We start from the raw sequence: 25,811 nt of genomic DNA, 5'->3' as shown, positions 1-25,811 counted from the left end.
CTCAAATCCCTACATTATTTCAATAAGCTAGTAGGGAATAGCCAATATTCAGGATTTATCTAGAAGACTTGGCAAAAATTATTTTATGATTGATCGGATTTGGGTAACTGCCAAAGTTGAATTTGATAACATAGATGCTTCTCAAAAATTTGACGTGAATTTAATCCTTCAAGTACTAAATGTTGTCCCCAACGAGAATAAACCCAACGTAAGAGTTTGTATAAGGGCGGAACCGCGATCGCAATCAAGTCACCAACGTAAGTAAAAGTACTCACCCCAAATCGTTGAAAATGATCAACACATAAATCAATAGTTGGCGCGATTTGAAGTGAAATATCTTCCGTTCTTACAGAAATAAATCCCGCTTCCTCTAAGGCTGTTTGAAGTTCCGTAATCACATGACAATTAGAAAAAATACCTTCTTTATAGTTAGCATCATGACGCATCATATCAGCAATCAGCAGATAACCCCCAGAATTCAGCAATGACAAAGCAGACTGAGCAATGTCAACTGGAGCAATATACTGACTACTTTCGCTCAAGAGAATTAGATCGTAACAGCTAGTTGTTTTAAAAGCTTCAAATGTTGTTAAATGAAAGATAGACTGACCGTTAGTCCGTTTTAAAAACTGCTCCTGTTGAAGTGGATCGGGTGCTAGTCCTTCAACTGCAAAGCCACGCTCAAGTAAATACGCCGCGTTTCCTCCCATGCCACAACCAACATCGAGTATGGTGGTAACGGTTTTGGGAATGAAATCTAATAGCTTGGCGGTATAAGCTTCCTGAGCAATTCGTAGCTTTGCGATCGTAAGATCATCAATAGAAGTCGGTAAGGGTTCCCAATAGCCATAGTGAAGATAGGATGAATTGGTCAGTGCTAAATAGTAATTGATTGCAGCGTTTTGGTAGCGGGTTTCGGGTGAGATATTGATGGCTTTTGTCTTTGGCATTAAAAACACTAGGTAGTAAATTTTAGATACAGTTCCAAAAAAACTGTAACATTATCTAGCCCCTGTATAGGTTGATAATTTTACTAAAAAATAACTGACCTCAAAAAAAGTTTTGTATATATGTCGCAAGTCATAAGTATTTTTATTCTAGTTAAGCTGACTCAGACTGGTCGCTTGTTCAACTTCTGTAATTAGCTCAAATATTAGTGAAATAACTTTTCTTCTCTATTTTTGTGTTGTATCGCTTGCTGAGTTTCTGACCAACGATCGCGCAATATCCCAGATATTTTGCCTAAATAGTTTTCGGATATAATCCTGTTAGATTTTTTCTTCATTATTTTACCCATTAGTCTGAAAAGTTTTCTAGCATTAATTTAAGAGGGTTGAAAACTTACCCAGTTCGGAGACAAAGCTTTCTTAAAGTAATATAGCAACTCTGAATTCTAATTGCAAATAATATGCAATAAAATAGAAAGACAACCAACCCATCGGGAGCTAAGAACTATGTCTAACACATATGCTCAAGAATTGAACGCGACGGCTAAAGCGTTGGTCAGATCTGGCAAAGGCATCCTAGCGATGGATGAAAGCCATGCGACTTGTAACAAACGATTTGAAAAGTTAGGGATTCCAACCACTATCGAAAAACGTCAAACTTATCGAGAACTTATCCTAACAACACCGAATCTAGGTGAATATATTAGTGGTGCTATTCTTTTTGACGAAACCATCCGCCAAACCAGTCGCGCTGGCGTTCCATTTACCCAAATCATGAACGATGCGGGGATCATCATCGGAATTAAAGTCGATGCAGGTGCCAAACCACTAGCAGGACATCCGAATGAGATGGTAACAGAAGGATTAGATAAATTACGCGATCGCATTGCCGAATACTATGAAATGGGTGCCAGATTTGCGAAATGGCGGGCTGTTATTACAATTGGGCAAGATATACCAAGTCGCGCTTGTTTAGAGGCTAATGCTCACGCTCTCGCCCGTTATGCAGCATTATGTATTGAAGGGGGTTTAGTTCCGATTGTCGAACCCGAAGTCCTCATCGATGGGGATCACACGATAGAAAGATGTTATGCAGTGACAGATGAAACGCTACACACGGTTTTTGAGCAACTTTATCGACAAGGGATTGTTTATGACCAAATGCTCTTAAAACCCAGTATGGTCATCTCTGGTCTAAATAGTCCAACTCAAGCAACCGTCGAACAAGTCGCAGATCAAACAGTTGAGTGTTTACTGAAAAATGTTCCAGCAACCGTCGCGGGGGTGGCTTTTCTGTCGGGTGGACAAACAATCGAACAAGCTTCAGAACATCTTAATCTGATGAATATCAAATACAAGTCACTATGTCCATGGCCGATTACTTTTTCTTATGCACGTGCTATTCAACAACCCGCTTTAGATTATTGGCGTGGCAATGATGATAATATTGCTAATGCTCAACAACTCTTATTACATCGAGCAAAGTGCAATAGTGCAGCGAGTTTAGGGCAATATTCATCGCAAATGGAAAAAACGCCAGCATTAGTCTGAGTCAAACTTAAGACCAGTTAATGATAGACTTAGCATTACATTAAAGTTGGTTCTAGTGGGGAGCAGCCGCTAGAGGAAACGGGGAAAGATTGGTGAGAATCCAACGCTGTCCCGCAACTGTGAAAGAGTAAGCAATTATTCTCAGTCAGAATGCCCGCCAACCTATTACTAAGTCTGCGAGGTACGGATGCAATCAGATTTCTTGTTATTTGCGCCAGTACTGCCTTACTTTTCTGTTGTGTAAGGAGTACATCACAATGAAAAAACACAAAATATTCAGTCTTGTCGCTATGACAGGGCTAAGTTTTTATCTTGTTGTTGGGGCGGCAACTCCTGCTTATGCAATGCACATTGGTGAGGGTTTTTTACCTGTTCAGTGGGCTGTTTTTTGGTGGATACTTGCCTTACCCTTTTTTTTATTGGGTTTACGATCGCTGATTCGTATTACTCAACAGTATCCCGAACTCAAATTACTACTTGCTCTGTGTGGGGCGTTTACCTTTGTTCTATCGGCATTAAAAATTCCCTCCGTTACAGGTAGTTGCTCCCATCCCACAGGTACGGGACTTGGTGCGATTTTATTCGGCCCTTCGGTGATGACGGTATTAGGTGGTTTAGTACTTTTGTTCCAAGCTTTGTTACTAGCACATGGCGGTTTAACAACCCTTGGGGCGAATTTATTTTCAATGGCAATTGTCGGGCCTTTTGTCGCGTATGGAATTTATCATTTAATGCTCTCAACAGGAAATCAAAAACTTGCGATTTTCCTAGCATCCGCTTTAGAGAATTTATTGACCTACGTCACGACTTCATTTCAATTAGCATTAGCCTTTCCTGCGGCCTCTGGCGGTGTAGGGGGTGCTTTTTTGAAGTTTGCAGGGATTTTTGCGATTACTCAAATTCCTTTAGCCATTAGTGAAGGTTTGCTTACTGTACTGGTGTGGAACTGGTTACAAACCTATAACCGAGAAGACTTAATAAAATTGAAGTTAATCAGAAATTAAGATGAATAAATCTTCATTAGCCCGACAAAATTGGTTACTTGTGATCGCCGTCATCACCCTAGCCGTTATTCCCCTTGTTTTTGTTCGTGGCGAATATGGGGGATCTGATGGGCAAGCAGAAGCAGCCATTCAAGACCTTTACCCCACCTATAAACCTTGGTTTCAACCCTTTTTTGAGCCTGCTAGTAGTGAAATTGAAAGCCTTTTGTTTGCTTCACAAGCAGCACTCGGCGCGGGTATCATTGGCTATGTGATCGGATTATACAAAGGAAGATCACAAAACAATCCGCCCAAAGAGTAGTATTTATGCACTTATGGATTGATAACCTATCTCACAATAATCACTTAAGGCGATTACCTCCAGATTATAAGCTGTTATTTGCTTTGGTGGTGTTGATGATTGCCTTAATTGCGCCGTCTGGGGTACAAATTGCGATCGCCTTATGGATGAGTGTTTGGACGTTGGTTTATGCCCGTATTCCGAGTCATATTTATTTCAGTTTATTTAGTGTGGCAATTGGCTTTTGGTTAACCAGTCTTCCTGCTTTAGTCATTTCAGTTGTAGCGATAACTGAACGCAATTTAATTCAAACCGATACTTATTTTGGCATCACTTTAGGCTCATCTTATTTTTATCTGAGTCATCTGGGTTTAACACAAGCAATATTAATTTTGGCTCGTACCCTTGCTACGGTTTCATGTTTGTATTTTGTTTTGTTTACCACACCCTTTACCGAGACATTACAGGTATTACGTCGTATCGGTTGCCCTGTTATTTTAACTGAATTAATGTTGTTGATGTACCGCTTTATTTTTATCTTGCTATCTACGGCTAGTGAACTCTGGGTTGCTCAACAATCACGGAATGGTTATCGTACTAAAAAACGCTGGTTTTATAGCCTGAGTTTATTGATTAGCCAACTTTTTCAAAAAACGATGGAATACTACCGAAAATTTGTTCTTTCGACAGCAGCACGTGGCTTTAATGGAGAATTTAGAGTTTGGTCATCACAAAAGTATTATTTACCTAAACGATATTTATTTGAGGGAATTTTAGGATGTTTTATGTTAATAATTTTGAGTATAAATGACTTGGCTTTTAGAATTCGTTAATGTAGATTACATTTATCCAGGGACAAGCCAAACTGCAATTCAAGGGCTTACTCTTCGCATTCCAATTGGTAAAAGATGTGCGGTTATTGGTCAAAATGGTTGTGGAAAAACAACATTATTTCTTTTAGCCAATAGTTTATATAAACCTCAAAAAGGAAGAATTTTTTGGCAAGGAAAACAATTAACTTATGATCGTCTTTCTCTTACCCAACATCGACAAAAAGTCGGATTAGTCTTTCAAAACCCAGAACAACAATTGATCGCATTAACGGTTGAAGAAGATATTTCTTACGGTTTGTGTAATTTAGATTTTTCAGAGCCAATTATCTCTCAGAAAGTTGAGCAAGCTTTAACAGAATTTGATTTAATTTCACTAGCTAAACGTCCTATTCATCAGTTAAGTTTAGGACAAAAAAAGCGAGTTTCTCTTGCCGATGTGATGGTTTTAGAACCTGAATTATTAATATTGGATGAACCAACAGCTTATCTTGATCCTCTCCATACTCGTCAGCTTACTCAAAACTTAAACACTATTCATGAAAATGGTACAACACTATTAATAGCAACTCATGATTTAGAATGGGTGAATAGTTGGGCTGATTGGATTTTTGTTTTAGATCAAGGTAAACTGATTTTAGAAGGAACCCCTCAAGAAGTTTTTCAACAACATGAAATCTTAGATTCCTTACAATTAGGTGTACCATTAGGATTTGAATTATTATCTCTGCTAGATGAAATAGAACGCACATCAACAGCAAAACAAGAAATTGAGAAAATCCGAAATAAAATTTTACAGAAATTAAAATCTAAACCTGTAATTTAATCGGTGTTTCTCTTAACTGATCGGTCATCCACTGCTCAAACAATTCATTTTGTAACATCTGTTGAATTTGTTTATCTTCTAATGAAGCACTTTGAAACTTTTCAACTCGAAATAATGCCCATTTTTCTTCAAATTCCATAGGGCCAATGATATCTCCTTCTTTTGCTTTATCAACTGCTATTCTAAGTTGATCTGGCATAGCAGCACGACTCACTAAACCCATCATTCCTTTAAAAATCCGATCTTCTGAAAGGGAATATTCTTGAGCTAATTCTTCAAAAGCGGTACCTTCTTCAATTTGACTGCGCAATTCTTCGGCTAAGTCTTGCTGATCGACAATAATTCGTGATAAAACAACTCGATCTAAACCTAATTTTCGTTCGATAAAATATTCTTGTAATTTCGGTGCAGCGATCGTATTTTTGAGAGCTTCTAGTTTGAAATTATAACTAATTCGTTTATGAAACGTATCATAATCAATCCCTTGACTTACTAACCATTGTTGAAATTTTTGTGGTTCAGTGAGTTGGTTTTGTAGACGAAAATCAATAATCGCCTGTTCAGTTAAAGCTGGACTAACTTTTAAATCTGTTCGAGTTTCTATGGCTTGTTCTAAAAGATATTGGCGTAAAACATCTATGATGAAATTCTGTAGCTTTCCTGCATCTTGCAAATAATTAAGAGCTTCCTTTAAGGATAAAGGTTGTTCTCCAAACGTTAAAAAGGCTTCTGAACTCATAGATTTATTAAGTTAAAACGAACTGACCAAAAGACACTTTTCCTAGTATATCAAGAAATATCCTTTGGTCTAAATCAGTTTTTCATGTTTTAGAGAGTTAGAAGAAGTAATGTTGTAATAATGATGGTATGATAGCTAAAATCGGGAAATACAGCTAAATAATTGTCTTTGAAATCAAAAACTTGACGTTGATCGTGTCAATCATCAATCATTCACAGCCGAAAATATAGACTAAATCAAAATTTTGGCACATTATAGTGTGTAAAATCAAAACGATTAGGCTAAAATCAGTGGAAGCTTTAAGGGACAATCAGAAAACAGATGAAGTGAACTATGGGGACAAATCAAGATGAGGAGCGCATCTCAATCCATCGTCAGAGCGAGTGGTAAGCTACAAAACAAAGCAACACAATTTTTAGAACAGATGCAATCAAAAATATCTTTACCGATAGGGGCAATGATTCTAGTTGTTTTATCTGGAACAATTGGTTTTACGGCAACGTCCCTATTGTTACAGCCCTCTGCGGGTTCTAGTTGTCCTAAAATCATCTGGATTGTTGCTTCAGCTTCAAAACGTCTTTACTGCGCTCAACTTGAAGCAGATAAGAAAACCACTGAAAGTTTACTTAAAGCGATCGCACTCGTCGAAGCCCTACCAAAAGATCACCCATTGCGTCCCCAAGTCGATCAATATGTAGAAGATTGGGCTGAACAAATCTTAGATTTAGCGGAAAAAGAATTTCAAGCAGGAAGAATTGAAAACGCGATCGCTACAGTCAAAAAAATTCCACAGAAAGCTAAAGCCTATCAACTTGTAGAAGCAAGAATTCAAAAATGGGAGTCAATTTGGCGTGAGGGCGAACAAACCCTAACTGACATTGAAACGAATCTGCGTCAATCGAATTGGAATTATGCTTTTCGTTTGGCAGTACAATTACTGAATCTTGGGAATGATTATTGGGCAACGGTTAAGTATAATCAAGCAGTCCAAAAAATTTATCTAGCTCGTGAAGAAAGTAGTCAACTTGATAAAGCATTTGCTCTCTATAAACGTGGGGGTGTAGAAAATTGGCTCAAAGCCATCTCTGAAGCGGAAAAAATTAAGCCTGAAAGTTATGCCTATCAAGAAGCAAAGAATTTATTAAGTAAAGTTAAAGATACACTGATTGAATACGCCAACAATTTAGCTCAAAAAGAGCAATGGCAAGATCTTAAAGATGTGGCTCGTCAAATTCCAGAAAGTTTAACCCTAGAAAAAGAAGTAGAGGAATGGGAAGCGATCGCAAATGCGGGCATTAATTCCGATTTTGGTACAGTTGAAGGTTTACAGGCAGCAATCCTTTCGGCGGAACAAATCGAGCCTAAAAGCCGTTTTTATGCTCTCTCACAGCAGATGATCCAGCGTTGGAACCTCGAAGTAGAAGATGTTACTAAACTGACTCAAGCGAGAGAAAAAGCGCAAGTTGGTGATGTTCAAAACTTAAATGATGCGATAGAGCAAGTAAAACTAATTGCCGCAGGGCATCCACGCTATCAAGAAGCACTAGGAGAGATTCGCCGATGGACTCGTCAAATACAGGTGATTGAAGATCAGCCGATTTTAAATCAAGCTAGAGAAATTGCGGTGAAAGGCGATATCGAGGCACTACAAACAGCGATCGCTCAAGCTAGCACAATTGGTTCTTCTCGGGCATTGTATCAAGAAGCTAGAGGAGAGATCCGTCGTTGGCAAGAAACTATCGAAAGGCAAGAAGATCAACCGATTTTAGATCAAGCGGTTTCTTTGGCTAATGTTAGAGATTATGTCGCAGCCATTCAAGTCGCCCAACAAATTCGACGGGGGCGCGTTCTTTATTCCGAAACCCGTTCTAATGTTAGACGTTGGCAGCAAGAAGTACAAGCTCAAAAAGACTTACAACAAGCTGAAGCGATCGCCCAAACTCGCACTCTCGAAGCTTTAAGTCGTGCGCTTAATATCGCTCAAAATATCCCCTCGGCAACTGATGTCAATACTCAAAGGATGGAATCTATTGATCGTTGGAGTTACCAATTATTAGCTCTGGCTTCTGAAAAAGCAAATCTTGCTGAATATAACGAAGCCATTACGATCGCACGACGCATTCCTTCAGAAAGTGCCGCTTACAGTGCAGCACAATCTCAAGTTAAAATCTGGAAACGTTCATTAGAACCACTGCCACTGGTTGAGCCAACGAATGAAGAAAGTAATCGTCTAAATCTAGATGAAACTAATCCGCAAAATTAAGTTAAATAAACGGCAGTTTCAGGGCTTGGGATTCTTGTTGGAGTAAATGAACTAATTCCGTATCCCCTTTCGCTAAGGCAATTTCTAAACGACGTTCTAAACGACGACGAATTGTCTCTAGATGAACTTGACTCACTTCATCACTGACAATAGCAATAGATTGAGTATTAGGTATTGAACAAGTTAGTGTAGCTGTTTCGGTTGCCAAATTAGGACGGCTACTATAAGCGACTCCGCGATACTGACGATAGAGCTTCGGCTGTAGTTGGGGTATGTGACGAGGGTAATGATATTTCCAGTCTTGTCCCCGATATTTTCCGCCAATCTCTCCCTCATTTATATCGAGGGCTAGGGGAACTTGCTCATAATGGACACCCCGATAAGATAATTTCATTGTCATCTCTCCTTAGTCTGATCTTAAACGTGTTTTTTGCAGATAAAACTTTTAAAAAATCTGTATCTATTTTTACATTCTAGTCTTTTTTTGGACAAAAGTCATTAAGCAATAACAAAAATGACTTTATCCTTTATTTAAGAGATCCCTAGATGAGAATGTAATTTCGCTTTTTTTACATAACTTAATAGTGTGAAGTTTGTTGACTTAAAATAGGGTAAAGTTAGTCATCTGACGTGACAACATTAAAATTTATTACAATGAATTGTCAAAGTGATTGCCATCTGGCTTGATCTAATACGGGGAATATATAAGGTAATCACTTGCTTTCACGGGCCTAAGACCGCTAATGTATAGAAAAGGTCAGCCGATACACTGCCTTACAAAGGCAGTGCCTGCGGCTAACTCGATTTCCACGAGTGAAAGTCAAATAAAAATATTTTTTCCGTTTAGCTCTCTTTTCCCTTTTGGAAAAAGAGTTAACTTTCGTTAAGGATTGTTGAAAAAGACTGTAACAAATCGTTACTTTATCTTTCATCAAATCAATTGTTGAATATCTGCCTTTAAAGAAAGTCCATTTTTGGTCAGCAAGTGACAGATATTTTATATCCATTGTTCCTAATTATTGTTGTATTCGGAGTCAACTTCAATGTTAGAAAAGTTAAAAGGACTATTTGGTAAAAGAGATAAATTTTTTCGAGAACTTAAAGAAGACGCGTCAAATGTAGTAGGGCAAGCAGTAGAACAAGCAGAAAAAGCTATTGAGAAAACGACCGACACTATTAGCCAAGTTGTTGACTCAAAAGCCGATGCACCAGCAAAAGCAGTAAAAGCTGTAGAAGCCAAGGCGGCTAAAGCTGTTAACAACGCTAAAGCTGAAAAAGCTGCACCTAAAGCAAAAGAAAAGAAAACCTCAATCAAAGATAAAAAAGGTAAACCCGCAGCAGAGGCTAAACCCGTTGCTGAAACTAAACCCGCACCAACCGTTAGCCAAAACGGAAAAGTTGACCCAACTGAGGTCGCTTTTGCAAGTAAGTCTACGGTAGCCTCTACGATGTCCCGTCGCACACCTGGCCCTAGTTTAAATACTTTCAAGGAAATGGCACGACAAGCCAAAGTTCCAAGCAAAAAAGGCTAAATAAATATTAAGGGTGGGTTTATTCCTACCCTTTTTTTGACTACATTAAAATCAATGTGGAATCAAATTGCTGAACAAATTACACAAGCGACGGGGAAATCTTTTCAAATTGAAAAAACTCGTCCTGTGAGTGGTGGCTGTATTAATCAAGGTTACGCAGTATCAAATCTAGAACAAACGTACTTTGTCAAAATCAACAGCGCGGCACAACTGGCGATGTTCACAGCAGAAGCTTCTGGACTACAGCAAATGTCAGCGACTCACACGATACGGGTACCTCAGCCTGTTTGTTGGGGGCTGAGTGATAGTTCTAGCTTTTTGGTTTTAGAATGGTTGGAATTTGGACGTGGTGATAACACTTCTTGGGAAGAAATGGGGCGCAAATTAGCCGCCTTACATCAGGTGGGGGGAGTGTCTAAATTTGGTTGGGAATGTAATAATACAATTGGTTCAACCCCTCAAATTAACACTTGGACAGACCAGTGGGCTGATTTTTTTACTGAGTATCGCATCGGCTATCAGTTAAGATTAGCGAAAAAACGCGGGGGAGGCTTTCCAAGCGAAAGTTTAGTCCTTCCTGCGGTTCTTGAGTCTTTAAGTAACCATCATCCGCAACCGTCTTTAGTTCATGGTGATTTATGGTCTGGAAATGCAGCCGTTACAATAACAGGAGAACCCGTCATTTTAGATCCTGCTACTTATTATGGCGATCGTGAAGTCGATTTAGCAATGACTGAATTATTCGGGGGTTTTCCTGCCGCATTTTATCGAGGCTACAATCAAGTTTTTCCCCTAAGTGATGGCTATCAACGTCGTAAAACTCTTTATAATCTGTATCACATTCTCAATCATTTTAATTTGTTTGGTGGGGGCTATGGTACCCAAGCAAATCAAATGTTACAGCAGATTTTAGCGAAAAGATAGAATAAAATTATTCAACAACAATATGCCACTCATGTAACTCGTATTCCACACAATGATTTTGAATTAGGGGATCATGTGCGACAATTGTTTTAGCTTCTTGTAGCGAATTGGCTGTAAAAAGTAGCATTCCGCCGCCAAATTCTTGCCAATAACCTGTTTTTGCGTGATGTCCTTTTGCGATCAGATCATGGACATAGGCTTTATGGGCTGGCACATATTGATCAAAGGTTTTTTTATCAACAATTCCTTTTTCTATTTTGACAAACCAAGGCATATTTTAATCAATAAGTCAACTAAAGTAAAACAAAATATCAATGAAATCGAATCAAAACTTATTTTTTATTGCTTTGTTACCACCTAAGACAGTACAACAAGCTGCTCATGAAATAAAAGAACATTTTGCCACGTTTTATCAAAGTCGGGCGGCTCAAAAATCTCCTCCTCATATTACATTACAACCTCCTTTTGAATGGAGAGAAGAGAATTTACAAAACCTTACGCAACTTTTACAAAGCTTTGTACAAAATTATGCTCCAATTCCCATGATACTCGATGGATTTGGTGCATTTAAGCCAAGAGTTATTTATATTAATGTTATGAAAACGCCTGAATTGTTAAAGATACAACATGATTTAATGAATTTTTTGGAGGCTCATTTAGGCATTATTCATCAACCTTCTAAAAATCGTCCCTTTGCACCTCATCTAACCGTCGGTTTTAGAGATTTAACTAAAGATAATTTTACCAGAGCATGGTCAGAATTCTCTCATCAATCATTCCATGAAGAGTTTGTAGTTGAGCAACTTAGTTTATTAATCTCTAAAAATGGTAAATGGAACGTTTTAGAGGAGTATGATTTTAAATCGATTTAATTGTTTTTTGTGTAATATTGTTGTAGATCTTCGGGACGATCAAGATCTTGGAGCATCGGTAGTAAAAAGGTTTTTAAATTTAAGTTGTGAGCAATTTCTAATGTTCTTTTCTTAACGGTATCGGTTCCCCAAGCAATATCGGTCAATAACTCGGCATAGACTTTTTTAAGACCAATCAAATAATAACCCCCATCTTGTGCAGGGCCTAAAACTAAATCAGATTTAGCTAATGATTCAAACGCCTGTCGGATGATATTTTCGTTGAGTTCAAGACAATCTGTACCAATGATCACCACTTGAGTCATCCTATCACGGAATTCCGTTTCAAAAGCGAATTTCATGCGATCGCCCAATCCTTCTCCATACTGATTTTGATAACTTAAATCTTTCCCTAACCAATTTTCCATTAATTCTTGATTTCCACCCGTAAAACAAATTTTTAGCGAGAGAAAATCATTATTAATCAAAGGTTGAATCATCTTAAAGGTTGCTTCAGTCAGTTGACGGTGTAGGTTTGATGCACCCTCTTCACCCAAAATAGGAATTAAACGGGTTTTAGTTTTACCTGGTTCGGGATAGCGGGTGAAGATAATTAATTTATTTTGATAAGCCATTATACTTAGTACACCAGAAATTTTTTAGCCAACAGGTTTCGCAACAATATCCATTGTAATCAGCTAAATTTTTTCAATCTTGATCGGTCAAAAAGTGACGAATTCCTGAGACAATCAATAATGACATTGAATACCTTAAAGAGTTACCATACAGTGATGCTACGTTTTCGGTCGATTTTAACTTTAGTTTTGGTCTTAATAACCACCTTTCTCGTAAGCTGTGGTGGATCTCCAGAAGTCAAAGTTCCTCCAACTTATACCCCTGAGAAAATTGAGCAATTGCAAGTTTATATTACTCCAATCACTGAAGCACGGGAAAAAATGGCGATCGTTGCTGACTTGATTGCTAAAAAGAATTGGGTAGATACACGTACCTATATTCACGGGCCCTTGGGAGGGTTAAGATTACAAATGCTTAATCTTTCTCGTAGTCTTCTACCCAAGGATCAAGAAAAAGCGGCTGATTTAGCAAAAGAGGTGTTTGGTCATTTTGAACGGATTGACGCTGCTGCTAAAGATAAGAATGCTGATTTAGCCTACACTCAATTTAAAGAAGCCCTCAAAGACTTTGATAGTTTCCTAAATTTACTTCCAACGGCTAATAGCTAGTCATAGGATAATCAAAAGACAAATAGTAAGGTATAGAAGCCCTTATTATTTGTTTTTTTTATGACCAAAATTGTTATTATTGGCGGTGGAATCGTCGGCGCGATGATCGCCTATGAACTCAGTACGAGCGCTCATTTAGACATTACTCTCATCGAACAACATCAAAGTGCTTCAGGTTCAACAGGTGCCGCACTTGGTGTATTAATGGGAGCAATTAGCCAAAAAGTAAAAGGACGCGCTTGGAAACTGCGGGAAAATAGCTTAAAACGCTACGAAACGCTAATCTCTGAATTAGAATCACTAACGGGTCAAACAATTCCCTATAATCGTCAAGGGATAGTGATGTTAGGTTTGACTCAAGATGATTTAGATAAGTGGCAAACATTAGTTAAGATTCGTCATACCCAAGGTTGGCATTTAGAACTGTGGACAACTGAAGAATTATTAAAACATTGTCCGCAAGTTCAAAACGATCAAATCTTAGGTGCGCTTTATTCCAAGAGCGATCGTCAAGTGCATCCTACTCTTTTAACCCAAGCCCTGATCACTGGAGCCTCAATCAAGGGGGTTAACTGTATTTTTGGTCAAAAAGTTCAAAATTTTACTATAAAACCGCTAAATAACGATAATAATAGCCATTGTAGTCAAATTCAGACGGATAGGGGTATATTTGATGCAGATTGGGTGATTGTTTCGGGAGGAATTGATTCAAAATTACTAACCACATCTTTAGCGCAAACCGTAGACATTCAACCCGTGTTAGGGCAAGCGATTCATCTCAAACTACCTCAGACGATGGGAAATGTAGCCTTTCAACCCGTGATGACAGGGGATGATGTCCATATTGTACCCTTGGGATCTGGAGAATATTGGATTGGGGCAACCGTAGAATTTAGTGATGAAGCGAATGCAAATTTATTAGAATGGGTGAAAGAACAAGCGATCGCATTTTGTCCCGAACTAAAAAAGGGTGAAATTATTAAAACTTGGTCAGGAAAACGCCCACGTCCAGTTGGACAAGCGGCACCTGTCATTAAACCCTTAGACTTTTATGATAATGTACTTTTAGCAACGGGTCATTATCGAAATGGGGTTTTATTGGCTCCCGCTACTGCACAGATCATAAAAGAAATGATTGGAGCAATATGATAGAACTAAGCACTCAACGTATTGTAACAGGATTAGATCGCCCCTTATTTGTTGTTGCACCTCCTAATGATCCCAGAAGACTGTTTATTGTTGAGCAAAAAACAGGTGAAATTAAAATTCTTGATTTAAACACGAATACTGTTTTAAGCACACCATTTCTAAACCTTGATGATGATGACTTACTAGCAGCAGGTTTTGAACAAGGATTACTCGGTTTAGCGTTTCCTCCAGACTATCAAAATAATGGCAAATTTTACATCAACTATACTGCGCCTGGTGGGGAAAATGCAGGTCAAACCAAAATAGTAGAATATCAAGTTAGTTCTGATCCTAACATTGCCAATGCGAATACAGCCCGCACTATTTTAACTTTTAACCAACCCGCACAAAATCATAATGGGGGTTGGATGGATTTTGGTTCGGATGGCTATCTATATATTGCTTCTGGAGATGGTGGGGGTTCAGGTTATCAACCAGGAATACCCAGTTTTTCGGATAACTCGCAGGATATAACGGATAATCTATTGGGCAAAATATTGCGAATTGACGTGAATGCCGATGCTTTTCCCAATGAAGCTAACCGTAATTATACAATTCCCGCTAATAATCCTTTTAGTAACGAAATTTGGGTTTATGGACTCCGTAACCCTTGGCGTTCTAGTTTTGATCAACTGACAGGTGATCTTTATATTGGTGATGTGGGTCAGAATACATGGGAAGAAATTAACTTCCAATCTCATTCTAGTTCAGGTGGCGAAAATTATGGCTGGAATCTGCGAGAAGGAAGCCTAAATAATATTAATAACCCACCAGCTAATTTAGTTGATCCGATCTATCAGTATGAACATCCTACAGGTTTTTCTGTGATTGGTGGTTATGTTTATCGCGGTTCTGTTAGCGAACTTCAAGGAACTTATTTTTTTGGTGATTTTGTTACAAACAAGATTTGGTCATTTCGCTATGATGGTATAACCATTCAAGAACAACGCGATCGTACTGCGGAATTAACACCTGATACGGGAACAATTACTGACATAGCATCATTTGGTCAAGATACGCTAGGAAATTTATATATTGTTAGTCTTGATGGTGATATTTTTAGGATTGAAGCAACGGTTATTAATCCGAGTGCCATTGTAGACTTTTTTTCCTATGAAAAACTCGCACAGTCAGGGTTTGCGGGGACAATTAATTATACTCCTGTTGAAATTGCTAATATACCGATCGCTAATTTGTATGATGATACTTATTATCTCAATCTCTATCCTGATGTTAAAGCGGCCGTTAATAATGGATTAATTGCTAGTGGTTATGAGCATTTTATCAATTTTGGTCAATATGAAGGGCGTAATCCGAGTATTCTTTACAATGAAACTTTTTATCTATCCCAAAATCCTGATGTAGCTAATGCAGTAACAAATCATCAAATTAGCAGTGGTTTTGAGCATTATCTGTATTTTGGTCAAAACGAGGCAAGAAATCCTAGTGAACAGTTTAATGAACAATCTTATTTAAACAATAATCCAGATGTGGCGAATGTGGTAATACAAGGCGGTTTGCAAAGTGGTTTTGAACACTATATCAAATATGGTGAGGCTGAAAATAGATTACCCACATTATCACTTTACAATGAAGCCTATTATCTTCAACAGTATCTCGATGTAGCTGTTGCAGTTAATTCTGGTCAATTTGCCAGTGGATTTGATCACTATATTCTTTTTGGACAATCAGAAAGACGCAATCCTAGCAGTATATTTAATGAAAATGAATATCTAACTCAATATCCTGATGTTGCTAATGCGGTTCAGAATAATATTTTAAGTAGTGGTTTTGAAGACTATATCCTGTATGGTCGCACCGAAGGAAGATAATTTTTAACGAGTTTGAAAGATATTTTGTACCATTTTCTTTTCTAAACTAGCAGCAATACGATCAAGTTCTGTAATTTCCCCATCACTCAAAGACCAACCTAACGCCCCAATATTTTCTCGTGCTTGTATTACAGTTTTTGCCCCAGGTATCGGCAATGTCCCTTTACAAATACACCAGTTAAGCGCGACTTGAGAATGAGTTTTATGTCGAGATAAGGCTATTTCTCTTACGCAGTCTAAAAGCGGTTGAATTTTGGGTAAAAGTTGCCGAAATAATAACCCGCGTATTCCATTAGGTAAAGGTTTATTTTGTCCATATTTTCCTGTCAGTATTCCTAAAGCTAAAGGACTATAAGCAATTAGTTTAATTCCTAATTCATCGCAAACATCTTTTAATCCCAATTCTGTTACAGGATAGGTAGACAGCAAAGAATACTGAACCTGTAATGTTGTAATGGGAACACCGCGTTTAGACAATTTTTCATGAACGTATTTGAGTCGTTTTGTCCCATAATTGGATAAACCGACACCTTTGACTAAACCCTGTTCATATAAATCTGCTAGACCATCTAATAATCTTTCTTCCTGCCAAGGTGCATAATTCGCCGTAGACCAGTGCATTTGTACTAAATCAACATTTCTACCTAACCGTTTCGCCGAAGCTTGACACGCCTTCACCATCGACTGTCTAGTGAGTCGCCAAGGATAAGCAGCGAGTTTTGTCGCAATACAGATTTTATCTTGATTGACACCAGAATAATCATGAGAAAATTGTCCTAACAGTTTCTCACTTTGTCCGTTTAATTTACCAGTACCATAAGAATCACCCGTATCAAATAAGGTTACACCCTTACTGACACACAGGTTAAAAACATCCTGTAACTGGCTATCCATACTTTGATCATATCCCCACAATAGTCGGTTTCCCCACGCCCAAGTACCGCATCCCATAATAGGAAGATAAATAGATTGGCTAGTTTGCATATTTTTTTTGTTATAAGTGTAAATACTAATGCGCTAAGGATAGCTTAGAGGTAGACACAAGACAATCATAAAAAAGTCATGCTAAATGATGTTGTCACCTATTGGTATGAGGGAATATGTCCGCAAACTAGGGCTTTACTTAGATTACCACGTACAACCGAAGTAGAAGCGATCGCATTTCGTCTCATGCAAGATCTCGCCACCGATGAACGTTATTCCTGTGAAGGTAAAATGTATGGCGTACTGTTAGTAGAAACGCCTTCAGGTGAAAAAAAGATCCTCAAAGCGTTCTCAGGATTACTCAATGGTCATTCTATTGTAGAAGATTGGGTGCCACCGATTCCAGGGCGAGAACAAGTTGCTTTAGAAGCAGGTCGCACACTAAGTATTTTAGATGAGATTAAACAAGAACTGCTTACTTTACAAACTCTACCCGAACGCCAGCAATATGAAACACTAAACCAAGAATATGTGACACGTTTACAAAAGTTAATCTTACTCCATCAGCAACGAAAACAAGAACGTCACCAACAGCGTCAAAATCATCCTACTGATTCTAAAATATTCGATCAACAAAGTCAGTTAGACGGAATAGAACGAAAAAAACTTAAACACGAACGAGATAACGCTTTAAAACCACTACAAGAAGTCATCACACAAGCAGATACACGAATACACGAACTCAAACAACAACGTAAAATCCTTTCGCGTAGACTACAAACTCAGATGTATTCCGCGTATTCTCTGACTAATTTTTTAGGGCAAACTAAATCTTTAGAAGAATTGATGAGTCAAGGGTTTTTACCAACAGGAACGGGGGATTGTTGCGCCCCAAAACTATTACACTATGCAGCAACACAGAGATTAAAACCTCTTACAATGGCAGAATTTTGGTGGGGTGAATCAAATCTAGATAAAATACAGGGTGAGTTTTATGGTGCTTGTGTTGAACGCTGTCAGCCATTAATGGGTTTTTTATTATCAGGTTTACCTAACTCTAATCTTCACCATTCTATAAACAGAAAAGAAACTCTTAAAAAAGAAATTGAAGTAAAAATAATTTATGAGGATGAATGGTTAATTGCAGTAGAGAAACCATCAGGATTATTATCAGTACCAGGACGTTATCGAGATAATCAAGATAGTGTACTAAATCGATTAAAACAAGGTTTTCCTGAATTAATAGCAGTACATCGTTTAGATTTAGACACATCAGGTATTTTACTATTAGCTCGAAATATGCTAATTTATCGCCAGTTGAGTAAACTATTTCAAGAGCGAAAAATCTATAAAGTTTATGAAGCGTTACTGGTAGGTTCAGTGAAAGAAAATGAGGGAGTCATCGAGTTACCATTATGGGGAAATCCTGAACATCGCCCTTATCAAATCGTAGATTTTGAAAAAGGAAAAATCAGTGTAACTCATTTTAAAGTGATGAGTAGAGATGAACAATATACTCGTATTGAATTTTATCCATTGACGGGACGCACTCATCAAATTAGAGTACATTCGGCTGATGCAAAAGGGCTAGGATGTCCAATTTTAGGCGATCGGCTTTACGGTGATTCTACAACATCTAGCCGTTTACATTTATACGCAAGAGAATTAAAGTTTGAACATCCTCAAACGCATCAAATTTTACATTTAAAATCACAAACCCCTTTTAAAATTTTAATTCGTGTTACTTAGCATACCTTTAAATTTTGCATCTGTCTAAAGATATTATTTTTGTCTTCTTGCGATAGATTTTTACGATGTTTAAATACTTAAAAAGGAAGTTTTTATTTTAGACTGTTATTGCTAGATTAACTTCTAAGGCAATGAAAACAAAAGTTAAGTAGTTGTTTTATGTGCTTTTTTCTATGAGCTAAAGAGACAAAAGAACTTGTTAATTAAGCCATGATGTAGGAATTATAAAAATCTTAGATACAAAATTATGACACAAACACCTAATATTCCCCCCATTGTTGAAAGTGATGAAAGAGAGTTTCTCGATAGTGGTGTACCTAGCACAGTAGCGATCGCAAAACATCCACTTCATCCACTGATTGTTACCTTTCCAATTGCTTTTTTAACTGGAGCTTTAGTCACTGATTTAGCATACTGGTTAACAGGTGATCTTTTCTGGGCTAAAGGCTCATATTGGTTAATTCTTGCTGGTGTAGTAACAAGTTTAGTCGCAGCAGCAACAGGTTTAGCTGATTTTTTAAGAATTGAGCGCGTCAGACAACATAGTGCAGGATGGATACACCTCATCGGCAATATTGCGGCTATTGTGCTTTCTTTAATTAATTTAATTCTAAGATGGAATAACGTAGAGGGTGCGATCGTACCAGTAGGGTTACTTATCTCCTTAGTTGTTGGCACTCTTTTAGGGGTTACTGGGTGGTTTGGTGCTGAATTAATTTATCGGCACAAAGTCGCTGTCATTGGTAATGGGCCAAACAGCAGACCTTAAGAAAGTTGCATCAAGCTTTAAGAATTTTAGCGTCTTTTTCTCCCTGGCTTTCGGGCTAGGGTTTTTTCACAAACAATTGATCTATCCTAGTTCTTCACGATTCCCGATTATGGTGGTATGAACGAAAGACTCAGGTATCTTCCCTAAGATGGTTGCAAATTTGTTTCAGAAACATTAGAATTCTTTACATAAGTTTACAAAAATTGGGAGAATAACCAAAATGCTTTTAATATACACATTCGTAGTTACATTAATTGCGATCATTCTATGCGTACAAAAATACTATTCTCAAGAACAGACCGCATCAGAATTCATTCCAGTACCAATTCGTGATCACAAAACCTCTAATTATATAAATGGAAATTATCTAAAATGAGTGAAACCTTATTTTTATTTTTGCAGCAAGACTTAGGACTAACCACCGAACAAATTGGCTTTGCTTTGCGACAAATTAAGCAAGCACCAAACCAACTACCGATGATTCTGTGGCAATATGGAATGGTCAATCTTCAGCAACTCGATCAAATATTTGATGTGCTGGAGACAGCATAGATGAATCCTAAAATCATCACCCTTTTACCCAGTGCAACGGAAATCATTTACGCTTTAGGACTAACTGAGCATTTAGTGGGGCGTTCCCATGAATGCGACTATCCTTTAGAAGTGCAAAGCTTACCCGTTTGCACATCAGCTAAACTTAACACACAGCGATCGAGTCTTCAAATTGATACAGATGTTCAGTCTCTCATACAATCAGCACTGAGCATCTATCAAATTGAAACAGAAATCATCGAAAAATTACAACCGACTCATATTATTACGCAAGATCAATGTGACGTGTGCGCGGTGAGTTTTCCTGATGTCAAAAAAGCCGTAGACTCTTTAGTATCCAGTCATCCCGAAATCATTTCCTTACAACCAAACTTACTAGATGAAGTTTGGGATGATATTAAACGAGTTGCTCAAGCATTAGATGTACCTTATCAGAATACTTTACAAGAATTAGACAAAAGAATAGAATCTATTACCTCTAAAACAAAAAACATTTTAGAAAAAAATCAGCCTAGTGTTGTTGCTTTAGAATGGATAGAACCATTGATGGGTGCTGGAAACTGGATACCAGAATTAATCGAAATGGCAGGGGGAAAATCGGTTTTAGGATCATCGGGACAATATTCACCCTATATTAATTGGGATGAATTATTAAAAGCTAATCCTGATGTAATTATTATTATGCCTTGCGGTTTTGATTTAGAAAGAACTCATCAAGAAGCACAAGTTTTAAAAAATCATTCAGACTGGAAAAATTTACAAGCCGTTCAACAAAATAAAGTTTATCTCACAGATGGTAATGCCTATTTTAATCGTCCAGGGCCTCGTTTAGTTGATTCTCTAGAAATCTTAGCCGAGATCCTACATCCTGAACTATTCGCGTTTGGCTATCACGGGAAAGCGTGGGAAGTTTTTAGCTAAACTATATCGTTTTTATTAAGCGTTTTAACTCTCCATTTTTCAGCCATCTTTGTAGCATAATCACTCATTTCCTTAAGTTTTGTTTCACCATTTTGAGCAATTGTTAAAATTTTGGTTAATTCTGTTCCATTTAAGGTTTTTAAACTCATGGCTAATTTTCTAAATGGGTTTTATTATAAATATTCCTCGTAATAACTCAATATGTGCTGTAGGCAATGTTAGGCATAACTACTAGCTTTGTGAACGCACTACAACATCCAATAATATAACAAAAGTAGCAAAACTTAAATCACATTATAGTAGTGATGCTAATCACTGTCTAATACCAATTTTCTAAATACCTGAGAGAGATAAGGCATTAAGAATAAAGTCCCATCCTATCAAGGATTGAATAATATCTTTATTAAATTTTGCCAAAATTTGGCTGACTGCATCTCTTAGCTTATCGAGATTTTCAAAGTTTCTCCATTTTAAGAAGCTTTTGAGATGTTCCCATAATCTTTCGATTGGATTGACTTCGGGAGTGTAAGGCGGCTGAAAAAGAAGAATAATGTTGTCTGGCACGACTAAATTCTTAGTGGTATGACTGGAAGCATTATTCAGTTGTAAAATCTGGATTTCCTCGGAATAGTTCCAGCTGAAAAGCTCTAAAAATAGGGCAAAGCATTGAGTATTTAAATCAGAGAATTCATCTACTTCTATCTTCAATAAGTAGAGAGCTTGAACTTTAGCATACCCTAACTCTGATTTTTGCCGTTTCATCAAATCTCTGAGTTCTTCGGCTGTTTCGACTATTTCAATTTTGGGTATCCCAGTCATTTCTTTCTTTATACTTTTTAACTAAGTCTAGCATGACTTTTGCAAAATGATATAATTAGCCAAAAGCAGAAATAATAAATAAAAATAAGTTTTTTTCTTAAAAATGAAATCTTTCTGCAAGTTAGCTTCTTTATTGGTGACGGCTGCATCAACATTTGTAATATCTACAGTAGCAAATGCTGAATCGGATTCTAATAATACCAAATCCTAACTTATTACCCATTGTATACAGATAAGCTTGAGTCAGTTTCTAAAGCCTCTGGATCAGGCCACCAATAATAGTTAGTCAAAGCTTGAATTTGAGTTTGCATCTGTGTAAGAATTTGGCAACGTTGTGAAAGGCTCAAAAATTAAGCCTTCGGGTAAGGTGACTTTTGCGCTCATATGCCAACCAGCACGATCTAGAATCAAGAGAATAATTTTGTCTCTTCCTGCTCCTACGGCTAGTGCAAAAGATTGGAGAACTAAATTGAACCAATCCACATTGACTCAAAGGAACGATGAACCATTCAGTCTGACCCGTTTTGGGATGAACGAAACTGTAAAGATAGAGCCACAAAGCAACGATGATTGACAGTAGCGATGGGTCTTTCTCCTCGCGGTGTCCAAACGGAAGCGTAGGATAGGGAAGAAGTCCTAATCGATGTTCGTCAAATGACCAAACTTCGATTTGAGCAGTGGAATATTGTCTTTGTAGTTCCTTAATTCGTTTTGGTAGTTCTTGTTTGAATTGTTCGTGCTCCTCTTTATTGCCCTTCTGGTGTTTCGGTCTCGGAACTTTGAGAGAGTAACGAAACTTTTGAACGGTAATCCCACCCCCTCTGCGGCCAAACTTTTTCTCTCCCAATTTTTTCGGCTATCCAGTGGGCTACTTTTGGCCCTATCCAGATTCCTTTGTCAACTGGTGGATGCTTCAAGCTTTCCTTAAGTTCTTCGAGTTGCGCCTCGTTGAGTAGAGCTTTAAGTGATTTTTTCTGGCTCACCCTCGGTTTATTTCTGATAGCCTCTTCTCCTTGTTCGTTATACGCTTTGACTACTTCCAGGGCGTAATCGTAGTTATACCCTACTGCTGCGGCTTCTTTGATTTTCCATTTCTCGCTCACTAACCACAGTAAGTGCCAACGTCTTGGCTCCACCTTATCTAAGGTCTGTCGATAACGCTCTTTTAGTTGTTCACTCGATAGATGATTTTCCAAATGTGCTTTTCTTCCCATTTTCACAGTCTATCAGATAAGGGGGTTCCGCTTTGCGGATTTAGTATAACCTCAATTCCAAAAATATTCATGAGCCTTGTAATATGATTAGCTATGCTATTCTTTCTGACGGTAGTTGTGAAGATTTAACATATTTAAGCGAGTCAGGTTTACCCAAACTATCTACTAAAGATTCGTTGCTTGTCAATCAATTTCAAATGGCACTTTCTAAAATCGGTGTTTCATTTTATCATGAATTTTGTAAGTCAGAATCAGGAAAAACTTTATATGGTTTTTATAGCCCTGTTAAGAATGCAATGACACTTTGTCGCGGCTCAAACAAAGATTCAAAAGAGTATATTGATACATTGGCTCATGAGAGTTGGCGCACTGTACAAGATTGTATTGATGGATTAGAAAATAAAGAAATAACTGCTTTGTCCGAGCTTAGTCATCAAGTTTTTATAGCTATAGTTGGTTCTCCAAGTTATCTTAATGACTATTTAAAAGTACTTCGCTCTTATCCAGTTGAACAATCACGAACTGATCTTGAAGCACTATATATGGCAAGAAGACCAGATGTTGTTTTGAAAGGATTAAAGGCTTGTGCTGCTAACAACTTTAAATAATCTTCGAGCAACGCTGTATTAAGGGCTGTAGTTAAAGTATAAAGGAGTTTGCCTAGAGTAGCTCTGTATAGGTAAATCACAAACTTAGCAATTTTGATAAACTTGACGGAGTTCATCTAATGTTTTAACAGTTCTCAAAGATTCGCGAACTCTTTTGAGAATTTCTACATCTTGAGTTTATCGAATTTCTGGCATTAGTTGAAGTCCCGCATCACCAAACTTGAGATCTAAACCTAGTTCAATACCAGACAAAACTTCTTGCCGAATGCTCTGTTGAATACCTCGTTGAATTCCGATTTCTATGCCTTCTTCTAAAATCTCGTTATACCAGGGTGATTCTCGTAATACTGCCATATCCCACCTTATCATTTGTCGTACTAATTCGCTACCTAACACAAAGGTAGCAAAAAATGCAAGTAATGGTTCTAACTTGTTTAGAGTCTCATCACGTCGCAGTTGTTGCCCTGTGAGTGTTTGAGTTCTAGCCCACTTGTGCAATAACTTGCCCGATTTCTTGAGGAGTTGCGCCTGTGGCTAACATCGCTCGAATGATTAATTCAATAGAAACTGAAGCATCACCATTTTCAACTTTAACAATTCGGGGTTGGCTTGAGTGTAATTTGTCTGCTAATTCTGTTTGAGTCATTGATTTTTGTCGCCGTTCTTTAAGATGACGGCTGAGTGCAAGTTTAATTTCAATAAGCGTTGTTTCCTCTGGAGTAAGGTCTAGAAATTCTGAAACCGTTCCAACTTTCCAGCCTTTGTCTTCCAATTTTTTTCTTTTAGCTTCTTTCATAGATTTAATCCTGTGTGTCTTGATCATACTTGCTTAGGCGTTTTTGGCACGTATCAATAACGCTGATGGGTGTTGCTCTCGTCGTTTTGTTAAACACCTCAAGAATTAAAATCGCATCTTCATCAATACGGTAGATAATTCTCCAATTCTTTTGAGCATCTCGAATCCGCAGTTCATGACATCGCGCTCCAATACTAGGCATAGGTCTTGAGTAGGGTAGCTCTAAGTTTTCGCCTTGCTGCAATCGTCTGAGCAAAACTCCTGCTTCTATCCGTGCTTCTTGGCTAAAAGGAGGTGTTTTGACTTCACCATGCAACCACACCAAAGATTTATCCGTTTCGTTCATCTCTAATTTATACCATATCTGATATATTTAGGTTAGGCGTGACAGACCAAAATCGTTTACTACCGATATCTGCGGATTTTGTCATCTAAAAAAAAGATGAGCAATGCCCATCTACTAAAACATACATACTTACTCATTAGCGTACCCAGTAAATAACTTTTTTCTCGATTAATACAAAGAAACCGTACAGCAAAACCCCCATGATGGCTAACACTAATAAAGCAGCAAAAGCAAGAGGAATATCAAAGTTAGCAGTTGCTTGTACAATTAAGTAACCTAGACCCGCATTTGAGGCAACAGATTCGGAAATTACAGCACCAATAAAACACAAAGAAACAGCAATTTTAAGGGATGCAAAAACATAAGGTAATGTATGTGGCCAGCCGACTTTCTGAAAGATTTCGATTTCGGATGCACCCATCGAATGTAACACGTCTTTCATCTCAGGTTCTACTGTATCTAATCCTAATGCAGTATTGACCGCGATCGGGAAAAAAGCCAATAAAAAAGCAGTTAATGTTGCAGGAATTGCATTTGCACCGAACCAAATCGCCATCAAAGGAACGATCGCAGCTTTAGGAATGGTATTAAATGCCACCAATAACGGATAAAGCGTGAGATATGCAAGTCTTGAATAACCGATGAGAAAGCCTAAAGCGACCCCGACACCAACCGCTAAAACGAATCCTAATAAGGTTGTCCAAAGTGTCCGAAATGAGTTGATTAAAATCTGTTCTCGATAGGAAAACAAAGCACCTATCATATTTGTGGGAGAGGGAAGATTAAAAGCAGGAATCTTAAAAATGATTACGAGTAATTCCCAGACTACAAATAAAAGAAGTGTTGCTAAAAATGGTAAAACAAAACTAGCTGTTTTTGATTTAATAAACTTATTCATTTTTTGATCTAGTGCTGAATGTGACGACGAATATTCGAGAAATAGTGGTTAAAATCATCAGATAATTCCATGTCCAACGTTCTAGGACGCGGTAATTCAATTTTCACCTTATAAATAATGGAACTGGGACGAGAACTCATCACATAAACCGTATCGGATAAAAATACTGCTTCACGTAAGTCATGATACCAAGTTGCGAATTGT

31 protein-coding genes, 1 pseudogene and 1 riboswitch are annotated in these 25,811 nt (G+C 37.8%); of the genes and pseudogenes, 17 read left to right on the top strand and 15 right to left on the bottom strand.

What is annotated here, in order from left to right:
- Window positions 1-83: 83 nt before the first annotated feature.
- Window positions 84-950 carry a bifunctional 2-polyprenyl-6-hydroxyphenol methylase/3-demethylubiquinol 3-O-methyltransferase UbiG gene (locus CFPU101_RS11825; protein WP_206815551.1) on the bottom strand — a complete coding sequence of 289 codons (867 nt, stop codon included), beginning with the start codon at window positions 948-950 and terminating at the stop codon, window positions 84-86.
- 504 nt (window positions 951-1,454) lie between these two features.
- Between CFPU101_RS11825 and CFPU101_RS11820 the strand changes: the two genes are divergently transcribed.
- The 5 genes from CFPU101_RS11820 to CFPU101_RS11800 all read left to right on the top strand — a co-directional run bounded on the left by CFPU101_RS11820 (window position 1,455) and on the right by CFPU101_RS11800 (window position 5,438).
- The gene (locus CFPU101_RS11820) at window positions 1,455-2,498 is read left to right on the top strand and encodes a class I fructose-bisphosphate aldolase (RefSeq protein WP_206815550.1); all 1,044 of its coding nucleotides are present in this window, start codon (window positions 1,455-1,457) and stop codon (window positions 2,496-2,498) included.
- 30 nt (window positions 2,499-2,528) lie between these two features.
- A riboswitch (cobalamin riboswitch) is annotated at window positions 2,529-2,675 on the top strand.
- Window positions 2,676-2,755: 80 nt separating this feature from the next.
- Window positions 2,756-3,502 carry an energy-coupling factor ABC transporter permease gene (locus CFPU101_RS11815; protein WP_206815549.1) on the top strand — a complete coding sequence of 249 codons (747 nt, stop codon included), beginning with the start codon at window positions 2,756-2,758 and terminating at the stop codon, window positions 3,500-3,502.
- A gap of 1 nt (window position 3,503) precedes the next feature.
- Window positions 3,504-3,803 (top strand): energy-coupling factor ABC transporter substrate-binding protein, encoded by a 300-nt coding sequence (locus CFPU101_RS11810; RefSeq protein WP_206815548.1) that lies wholly within the window; start codon window positions 3,504-3,506, stop codon window positions 3,801-3,803.
- Window positions 3,804-3,808: 5 nt separating this feature from the next.
- Window positions 3,809-4,615 carry a cobalt ECF transporter T component CbiQ gene (cbiQ, locus tag CFPU101_RS11805; protein ID WP_206815547.1) on the top strand — a complete coding sequence of 269 codons (807 nt, stop codon included), beginning with the start codon at window positions 3,809-3,811 and terminating at the stop codon, window positions 4,613-4,615.
- Window positions 4,590-5,438, top strand: a complete 849-nt coding sequence (locus tag CFPU101_RS11800; RefSeq protein WP_206815546.1) for an energy-coupling factor ABC transporter ATP-binding protein — start codon at window positions 4,590-4,592, stop codon at window positions 5,436-5,438. The genes cbiQ and CFPU101_RS11800 overlap by 26 nt, the downstream gene beginning before the upstream one ends.
- Here the strand turns inward: CFPU101_RS11800 and CFPU101_RS11795 are convergent.
- On the bottom strand, window positions 5,422-6,177 hold the full coding sequence (locus CFPU101_RS11795) for a peptidylprolyl isomerase (RefSeq protein WP_206815545.1): 756 nt from the start codon (window positions 6,175-6,177) through the stop codon (window positions 5,422-5,424). The genes CFPU101_RS11800 and CFPU101_RS11795 overlap by 17 nt on opposite strands.
- Window positions 6,178-6,526: 349 nt before the next feature.
- On the opposite strand from CFPU101_RS11795, the gene CFPU101_RS11790 reads away from it, so the two are divergent.
- Complete coding sequence (locus CFPU101_RS11790) at window positions 6,527-8,440, top strand: chromosome segregation ATPase (protein ID WP_242577899.1); 1,914 nt, start codon at window positions 6,527-6,529, stop codon at window positions 8,438-8,440.
- Window position 8,441: 1 nt separating this feature from the next.
- On the opposite strand, the gene CFPU101_RS11785 is transcribed toward CFPU101_RS11790, so the two are convergent.
- Window positions 8,442-8,834 (bottom strand): DUF4278 domain-containing protein, encoded by a 393-nt coding sequence (locus CFPU101_RS11785; protein WP_206815544.1) that lies wholly within the window; start codon window positions 8,832-8,834, stop codon window positions 8,442-8,444.
- A gap of 649 nt (window positions 8,835-9,483) precedes the next feature.
- Here CFPU101_RS11785 and CFPU101_RS11780 point away from each other — a divergent pair.
- Window positions 9,484-9,972 (top strand): hypothetical protein, encoded by a 489-nt coding sequence (locus tag CFPU101_RS11780; RefSeq protein WP_206815543.1) that lies wholly within the window; start codon window positions 9,484-9,486, stop codon window positions 9,970-9,972.
- A gap of 54 nt (window positions 9,973-10,026) precedes the next feature.
- Complete coding sequence (locus CFPU101_RS11775) at window positions 10,027-10,896, top strand: fructosamine kinase family protein (RefSeq protein WP_206815542.1); 870 nt, start codon at window positions 10,027-10,029, stop codon at window positions 10,894-10,896.
- A 7-nt stretch (window positions 10,897-10,903) separates the two neighbouring features.
- Here CFPU101_RS11775 and CFPU101_RS11770 read toward each other — a convergent pair whose 3' ends face one another.
- The gene (locus CFPU101_RS11770; RefSeq protein ID WP_206815541.1) at window positions 10,904-11,170 is read right to left on the bottom strand and encodes a YciI family protein; all 267 of its coding nucleotides are present in this window, start codon (window positions 11,168-11,170) and stop codon (window positions 10,904-10,906) included.
- 40 nt (window positions 11,171-11,210) lie between these two features.
- On the opposite strand from CFPU101_RS11770, the gene CFPU101_RS11765 reads away from it, so the two are divergent.
- A complete protein-coding gene (locus CFPU101_RS11765) occupies window positions 11,211-11,768 on the top strand; it encodes a 2'-5' RNA ligase family protein (RefSeq protein ID WP_206815540.1) in 558 nt (185 codons plus the stop codon).
- Here the strand turns inward: CFPU101_RS11765 and CFPU101_RS11760 are convergent.
- Window positions 11,765-12,382, bottom strand: a complete 618-nt coding sequence (locus CFPU101_RS11760) for a TIGR04282 family arsenosugar biosynthesis glycosyltransferase (protein ID WP_206815539.1) — start codon at window positions 12,380-12,382, stop codon at window positions 11,765-11,767. The genes CFPU101_RS11765 and CFPU101_RS11760 overlap by 4 nt on opposite strands.
- Window positions 12,383-12,538: 156 nt before the next feature.
- Here CFPU101_RS11760 and psbQ point away from each other — a divergent pair, with 156 nt between their 5' ends.
- Genes psbQ through CFPU101_RS11745 form a run of 3 tightly spaced genes read left to right on the top strand, consistent with a single transcriptional unit; the run spans window position 12,539 to window position 16,011 of the window.
- A complete protein-coding gene (gene psbQ / locus CFPU101_RS11755) occupies window positions 12,539-12,991 on the top strand; it encodes a photosystem II protein PsbQ (RefSeq protein WP_206815538.1) in 453 nt (150 codons plus the stop codon).
- A 60-nt stretch (window positions 12,992-13,051) separates the two neighbouring features.
- On the top strand, window positions 13,052-14,140 hold the full coding sequence (locus tag CFPU101_RS11750) for an FAD-binding oxidoreductase (RefSeq protein WP_206815537.1): 1,089 nt from the start codon (window positions 13,052-13,054) through the stop codon (window positions 14,138-14,140).
- Window positions 14,137-16,011, top strand: coding sequence for a sorbosone dehydrogenase family protein (locus CFPU101_RS11745; protein ID WP_206815536.1), 1,875 nt, complete (start codon window positions 14,137-14,139; stop codon window positions 16,009-16,011). The genes CFPU101_RS11750 and CFPU101_RS11745 overlap by 4 nt, the downstream gene beginning before the upstream one ends.
- Before the next feature lie 3 nt (window positions 16,012-16,014).
- Here the strand turns inward: CFPU101_RS11745 and CFPU101_RS11740 are convergent, their stop codons facing one another.
- Window positions 16,015-16,995 (bottom strand): aldo/keto reductase, encoded by a 981-nt coding sequence (locus CFPU101_RS11740; protein WP_206815535.1) that lies wholly within the window; start codon window positions 16,993-16,995, stop codon window positions 16,015-16,017.
- Between the two features lie 78 nt (window positions 16,996-17,073).
- Here CFPU101_RS11740 and CFPU101_RS11735 point away from each other — a divergent pair, with 78 nt between their 5' ends.
- From CFPU101_RS11735 to CFPU101_RS11720, 4 genes are all read left to right on the top strand, one after another.
- Window positions 17,074-18,684: an RluA family pseudouridine synthase gene (locus CFPU101_RS11735; RefSeq protein WP_206815534.1), complete on the top strand. Its 1,611-nt coding sequence runs from the start codon at window positions 17,074-17,076 to the stop codon at window positions 18,682-18,684.
- 247 nt (window positions 18,685-18,931) lie between these two features.
- Entirely contained in the window at window positions 18,932-19,453 is a 522-nt protein-coding gene (locus CFPU101_RS11730; protein WP_206815533.1) for a DUF2231 domain-containing protein, read from the top strand.
- 372 nt (window positions 19,454-19,825) lie between these two features.
- Window positions 19,826-20,005, top strand: coding sequence for a DUF2949 domain-containing protein (locus CFPU101_RS11725; protein ID WP_206815532.1), 180 nt, complete (start codon window positions 19,826-19,828; stop codon window positions 20,003-20,005).
- Window positions 20,006-20,926, top strand: coding sequence for a cobalamin-binding protein (locus CFPU101_RS11720; RefSeq protein ID WP_206815531.1), 921 nt, complete (start codon window positions 20,006-20,008; stop codon window positions 20,924-20,926). It abuts the gene before it with no gap.
- On the opposite strand, the gene CFPU101_RS11715 is transcribed toward CFPU101_RS11720, so the two are convergent.
- The 4 genes from CFPU101_RS11715 to CFPU101_RS11700 form a co-directional block, all read right to left on the bottom strand.
- Complete coding sequence (locus tag CFPU101_RS11715; protein ID WP_206815530.1) at window positions 20,923-21,075, bottom strand: hypothetical protein; 153 nt, start codon at window positions 21,073-21,075, stop codon at window positions 20,923-20,925. The two genes, CFPU101_RS11720 and CFPU101_RS11715, sit on opposite strands and share 4 nt — an antisense overlap.
- A 184-nt stretch (window positions 21,076-21,259) precedes the next feature.
- Complete coding sequence (locus tag CFPU101_RS11710) at window positions 21,260-21,745, bottom strand: transposase (RefSeq protein WP_206815529.1); 486 nt, start codon at window positions 21,743-21,745, stop codon at window positions 21,260-21,262.
- Window positions 21,746-22,027: 282 nt separating this feature from the next.
- Window positions 22,028-22,228 carry a hypothetical protein gene (locus tag CFPU101_RS11705; protein ID WP_206815528.1) on the bottom strand — a complete coding sequence of 67 codons (201 nt, stop codon included), beginning with the start codon at window positions 22,226-22,228 and terminating at the stop codon, window positions 22,028-22,030.
- A gap of 263 nt (window positions 22,229-22,491) precedes the next feature.
- Entirely contained in the window at window positions 22,492-22,959 is a 468-nt protein-coding gene (locus CFPU101_RS11700; RefSeq protein ID WP_206815527.1) for a helix-turn-helix domain-containing protein, read from the bottom strand.
- An 83-nt stretch (window positions 22,960-23,042) separates the two neighbouring features.
- On the opposite strand from CFPU101_RS11700, the gene CFPU101_RS11695 reads away from it, so the two are divergent.
- Window positions 23,043-23,567, top strand: coding sequence for a hypothetical protein (locus tag CFPU101_RS11695; RefSeq protein WP_206815526.1), 525 nt, complete (start codon window positions 23,043-23,045; stop codon window positions 23,565-23,567).
- Window positions 23,568-23,744: 177 nt separating this feature from the next.
- Here the strand turns inward: CFPU101_RS11695 and CFPU101_RS11690 are convergent, their stop codons facing one another.
- The 5 genes and pseudogenes from CFPU101_RS11690 to CFPU101_RS11670 form a co-directional block, all read right to left on the bottom strand.
- Window positions 23,745-24,065, bottom strand: coding sequence for an Rpn family recombination-promoting nuclease/putative transposase (locus CFPU101_RS11690; protein ID WP_206815525.1), 321 nt, complete (start codon window positions 24,063-24,065; stop codon window positions 23,745-23,747).
- A complete protein-coding gene (locus CFPU101_RS11685; RefSeq protein WP_206815524.1) occupies window positions 24,049-24,363 on the bottom strand; it encodes a helix-turn-helix domain-containing protein in 315 nt (104 codons plus the stop codon). Before CFPU101_RS11685 ends, CFPU101_RS11690 begins: the two co-directional genes overlap by 17 nt.
- Before the next feature lie 4 nt (window positions 24,364-24,367).
- Window positions 24,368-24,709, bottom strand: coding sequence for a type II toxin-antitoxin system RelE/ParE family toxin (locus CFPU101_RS11680; RefSeq protein ID WP_206815523.1), 342 nt, complete (start codon window positions 24,707-24,709; stop codon window positions 24,368-24,370).
- Window positions 24,710-24,845: 136 nt separating this feature from the next.
- Window positions 24,846-25,607, bottom strand: coding sequence for an ABC transporter permease (locus CFPU101_RS11675; protein ID WP_206815522.1), 762 nt, complete (start codon window positions 25,605-25,607; stop codon window positions 24,846-24,848).
- Between the two features lie 8 nt (window positions 25,608-25,615).
- Window positions 25,616-25,811: pseudogene (locus CFPU101_RS11670) on the bottom strand (hypothetical protein); the annotation flags it as partial.

This window comes from Chroococcus sp. FPU101 (assembly GCF_017312365.1).
Lineage (GTDB): Bacteria > Cyanobacteriota > Cyanobacteriia > Cyanobacteriales > Microcystaceae > Chroococcus.
This window is presented reverse-complemented; position numbering and strand designations above follow the sequence as displayed.

Bases quoted from the DNA above. Each gene is read 5' to 3' on its own strand.
- CFPU101_RS11825 (WP_206815551.1), bottom strand. From the start codon at position 950: ATGCCAAAGACAAAAGCCATCAATATCTCACCCGAAACCCGCTACCAA.
- CFPU101_RS11820 (WP_206815550.1), top strand. From the start codon at position 1,455: ATGTCTAACACATATGCTCAAGAATTGAACGCGACGGCTAAAGCGTTG.
- CFPU101_RS11815 (WP_206815549.1), top strand. From the start codon at position 2,756: ATGAAAAAACACAAAATATTCAGTCTTGTCGCTATGACAGGGCTAAGT.
- CFPU101_RS11810 (WP_206815548.1), top strand. From the start codon at position 3,504: ATGAATAAATCTTCATTAGCCCGACAAAATTGGTTACTTGTGATCGCC.
- cbiQ (WP_206815547.1), top strand. From the start codon at position 3,809: ATGCACTTATGGATTGATAACCTATCTCACAATAATCACTTAAGGCGA.
- CFPU101_RS11800 (WP_206815546.1), top strand. From the start codon at position 4,590: ATGACTTGGCTTTTAGAATTCGTTAATGTAGATTACATTTATCCAGGG.
- CFPU101_RS11795 (WP_206815545.1), bottom strand. From the start codon at position 6,177: ATGAGTTCAGAAGCCTTTTTAACGTTTGGAGAACAACCTTTATCCTTA.
- CFPU101_RS11790 (WP_242577899.1), top strand. From the start codon at position 6,527: ATGAGGAGCGCATCTCAATCCATCGTCAGAGCGAGTGGTAAGCTACAA.
- CFPU101_RS11785 (WP_206815544.1), bottom strand. From the start codon at position 8,834: ATGAAATTATCTTATCGGGGTGTCCATTATGAGCAAGTTCCCCTAGCC.
- CFPU101_RS11780 (WP_206815543.1), top strand. From the start codon at position 9,484: ATGTTAGAAAAGTTAAAAGGACTATTTGGTAAAAGAGATAAATTTTTT.
- CFPU101_RS11775 (WP_206815542.1), top strand. From the start codon at position 10,027: ATGTGGAATCAAATTGCTGAACAAATTACACAAGCGACGGGGAAATCT.
- CFPU101_RS11770 (WP_206815541.1), bottom strand. From the start codon at position 11,170: ATGCCTTGGTTTGTCAAAATAGAAAAAGGAATTGTTGATAAAAAAACC.
- CFPU101_RS11765 (WP_206815540.1), top strand. From the start codon at position 11,211: ATGAAATCGAATCAAAACTTATTTTTTATTGCTTTGTTACCACCTAAG.
- CFPU101_RS11760 (WP_206815539.1), bottom strand. From the start codon at position 12,382: ATGGCTTATCAAAATAAATTAATTATCTTCACCCGCTATCCCGAACCA.
- psbQ (WP_206815538.1), top strand. From the start codon at position 12,539: ATGCTACGTTTTCGGTCGATTTTAACTTTAGTTTTGGTCTTAATAACC.
- CFPU101_RS11750 (WP_206815537.1), top strand. From the start codon at position 13,052: ATGACCAAAATTGTTATTATTGGCGGTGGAATCGTCGGCGCGATGATC.
- CFPU101_RS11745 (WP_206815536.1), top strand. From the start codon at position 14,137: ATGATAGAACTAAGCACTCAACGTATTGTAACAGGATTAGATCGCCCC.
- CFPU101_RS11740 (WP_206815535.1), bottom strand. From the start codon at position 16,995: ATGCAAACTAGCCAATCTATTTATCTTCCTATTATGGGATGCGGTACT.
- CFPU101_RS11735 (WP_206815534.1), top strand. From the start codon at position 17,074: ATGCTAAATGATGTTGTCACCTATTGGTATGAGGGAATATGTCCGCAA.
- CFPU101_RS11730 (WP_206815533.1), top strand. From the start codon at position 18,932: ATGACACAAACACCTAATATTCCCCCCATTGTTGAAAGTGATGAAAGA.
- CFPU101_RS11725 (WP_206815532.1), top strand. From the start codon at position 19,826: ATGAGTGAAACCTTATTTTTATTTTTGCAGCAAGACTTAGGACTAACC.
- CFPU101_RS11720 (WP_206815531.1), top strand. From the start codon at position 20,006: ATGAATCCTAAAATCATCACCCTTTTACCCAGTGCAACGGAAATCATT.
- CFPU101_RS11715 (WP_206815530.1), bottom strand. From the start codon at position 21,075: ATGAGTTTAAAAACCTTAAATGGAACAGAATTAACCAAAATTTTAACA.
- CFPU101_RS11710 (WP_206815529.1), bottom strand. From the start codon at position 21,745: ATGACTGGGATACCCAAAATTGAAATAGTCGAAACAGCCGAAGAACTC.
- CFPU101_RS11700 (WP_206815527.1), bottom strand. From the start codon at position 22,959: ATGGGAAGAAAAGCACATTTGGAAAATCATCTATCGAGTGAACAACTA.
- CFPU101_RS11695 (WP_206815526.1), top strand. From the start codon at position 23,043: ATGATTAGCTATGCTATTCTTTCTGACGGTAGTTGTGAAGATTTAACA.
- CFPU101_RS11685 (WP_206815524.1), bottom strand. From the start codon at position 24,363: ATGAAAGAAGCTAAAAGAAAAAAATTGGAAGACAAAGGCTGGAAAGTT.
- CFPU101_RS11680 (WP_206815523.1), bottom strand. From the start codon at position 24,709: ATGAACGAAACGGATAAATCTTTGGTGTGGTTGCATGGTGAAGTCAAA.
- CFPU101_RS11675 (WP_206815522.1), bottom strand. From the start codon at position 25,607: ATGAATAAGTTTATTAAATCAAAAACAGCTAGTTTTGTTTTACCATTT.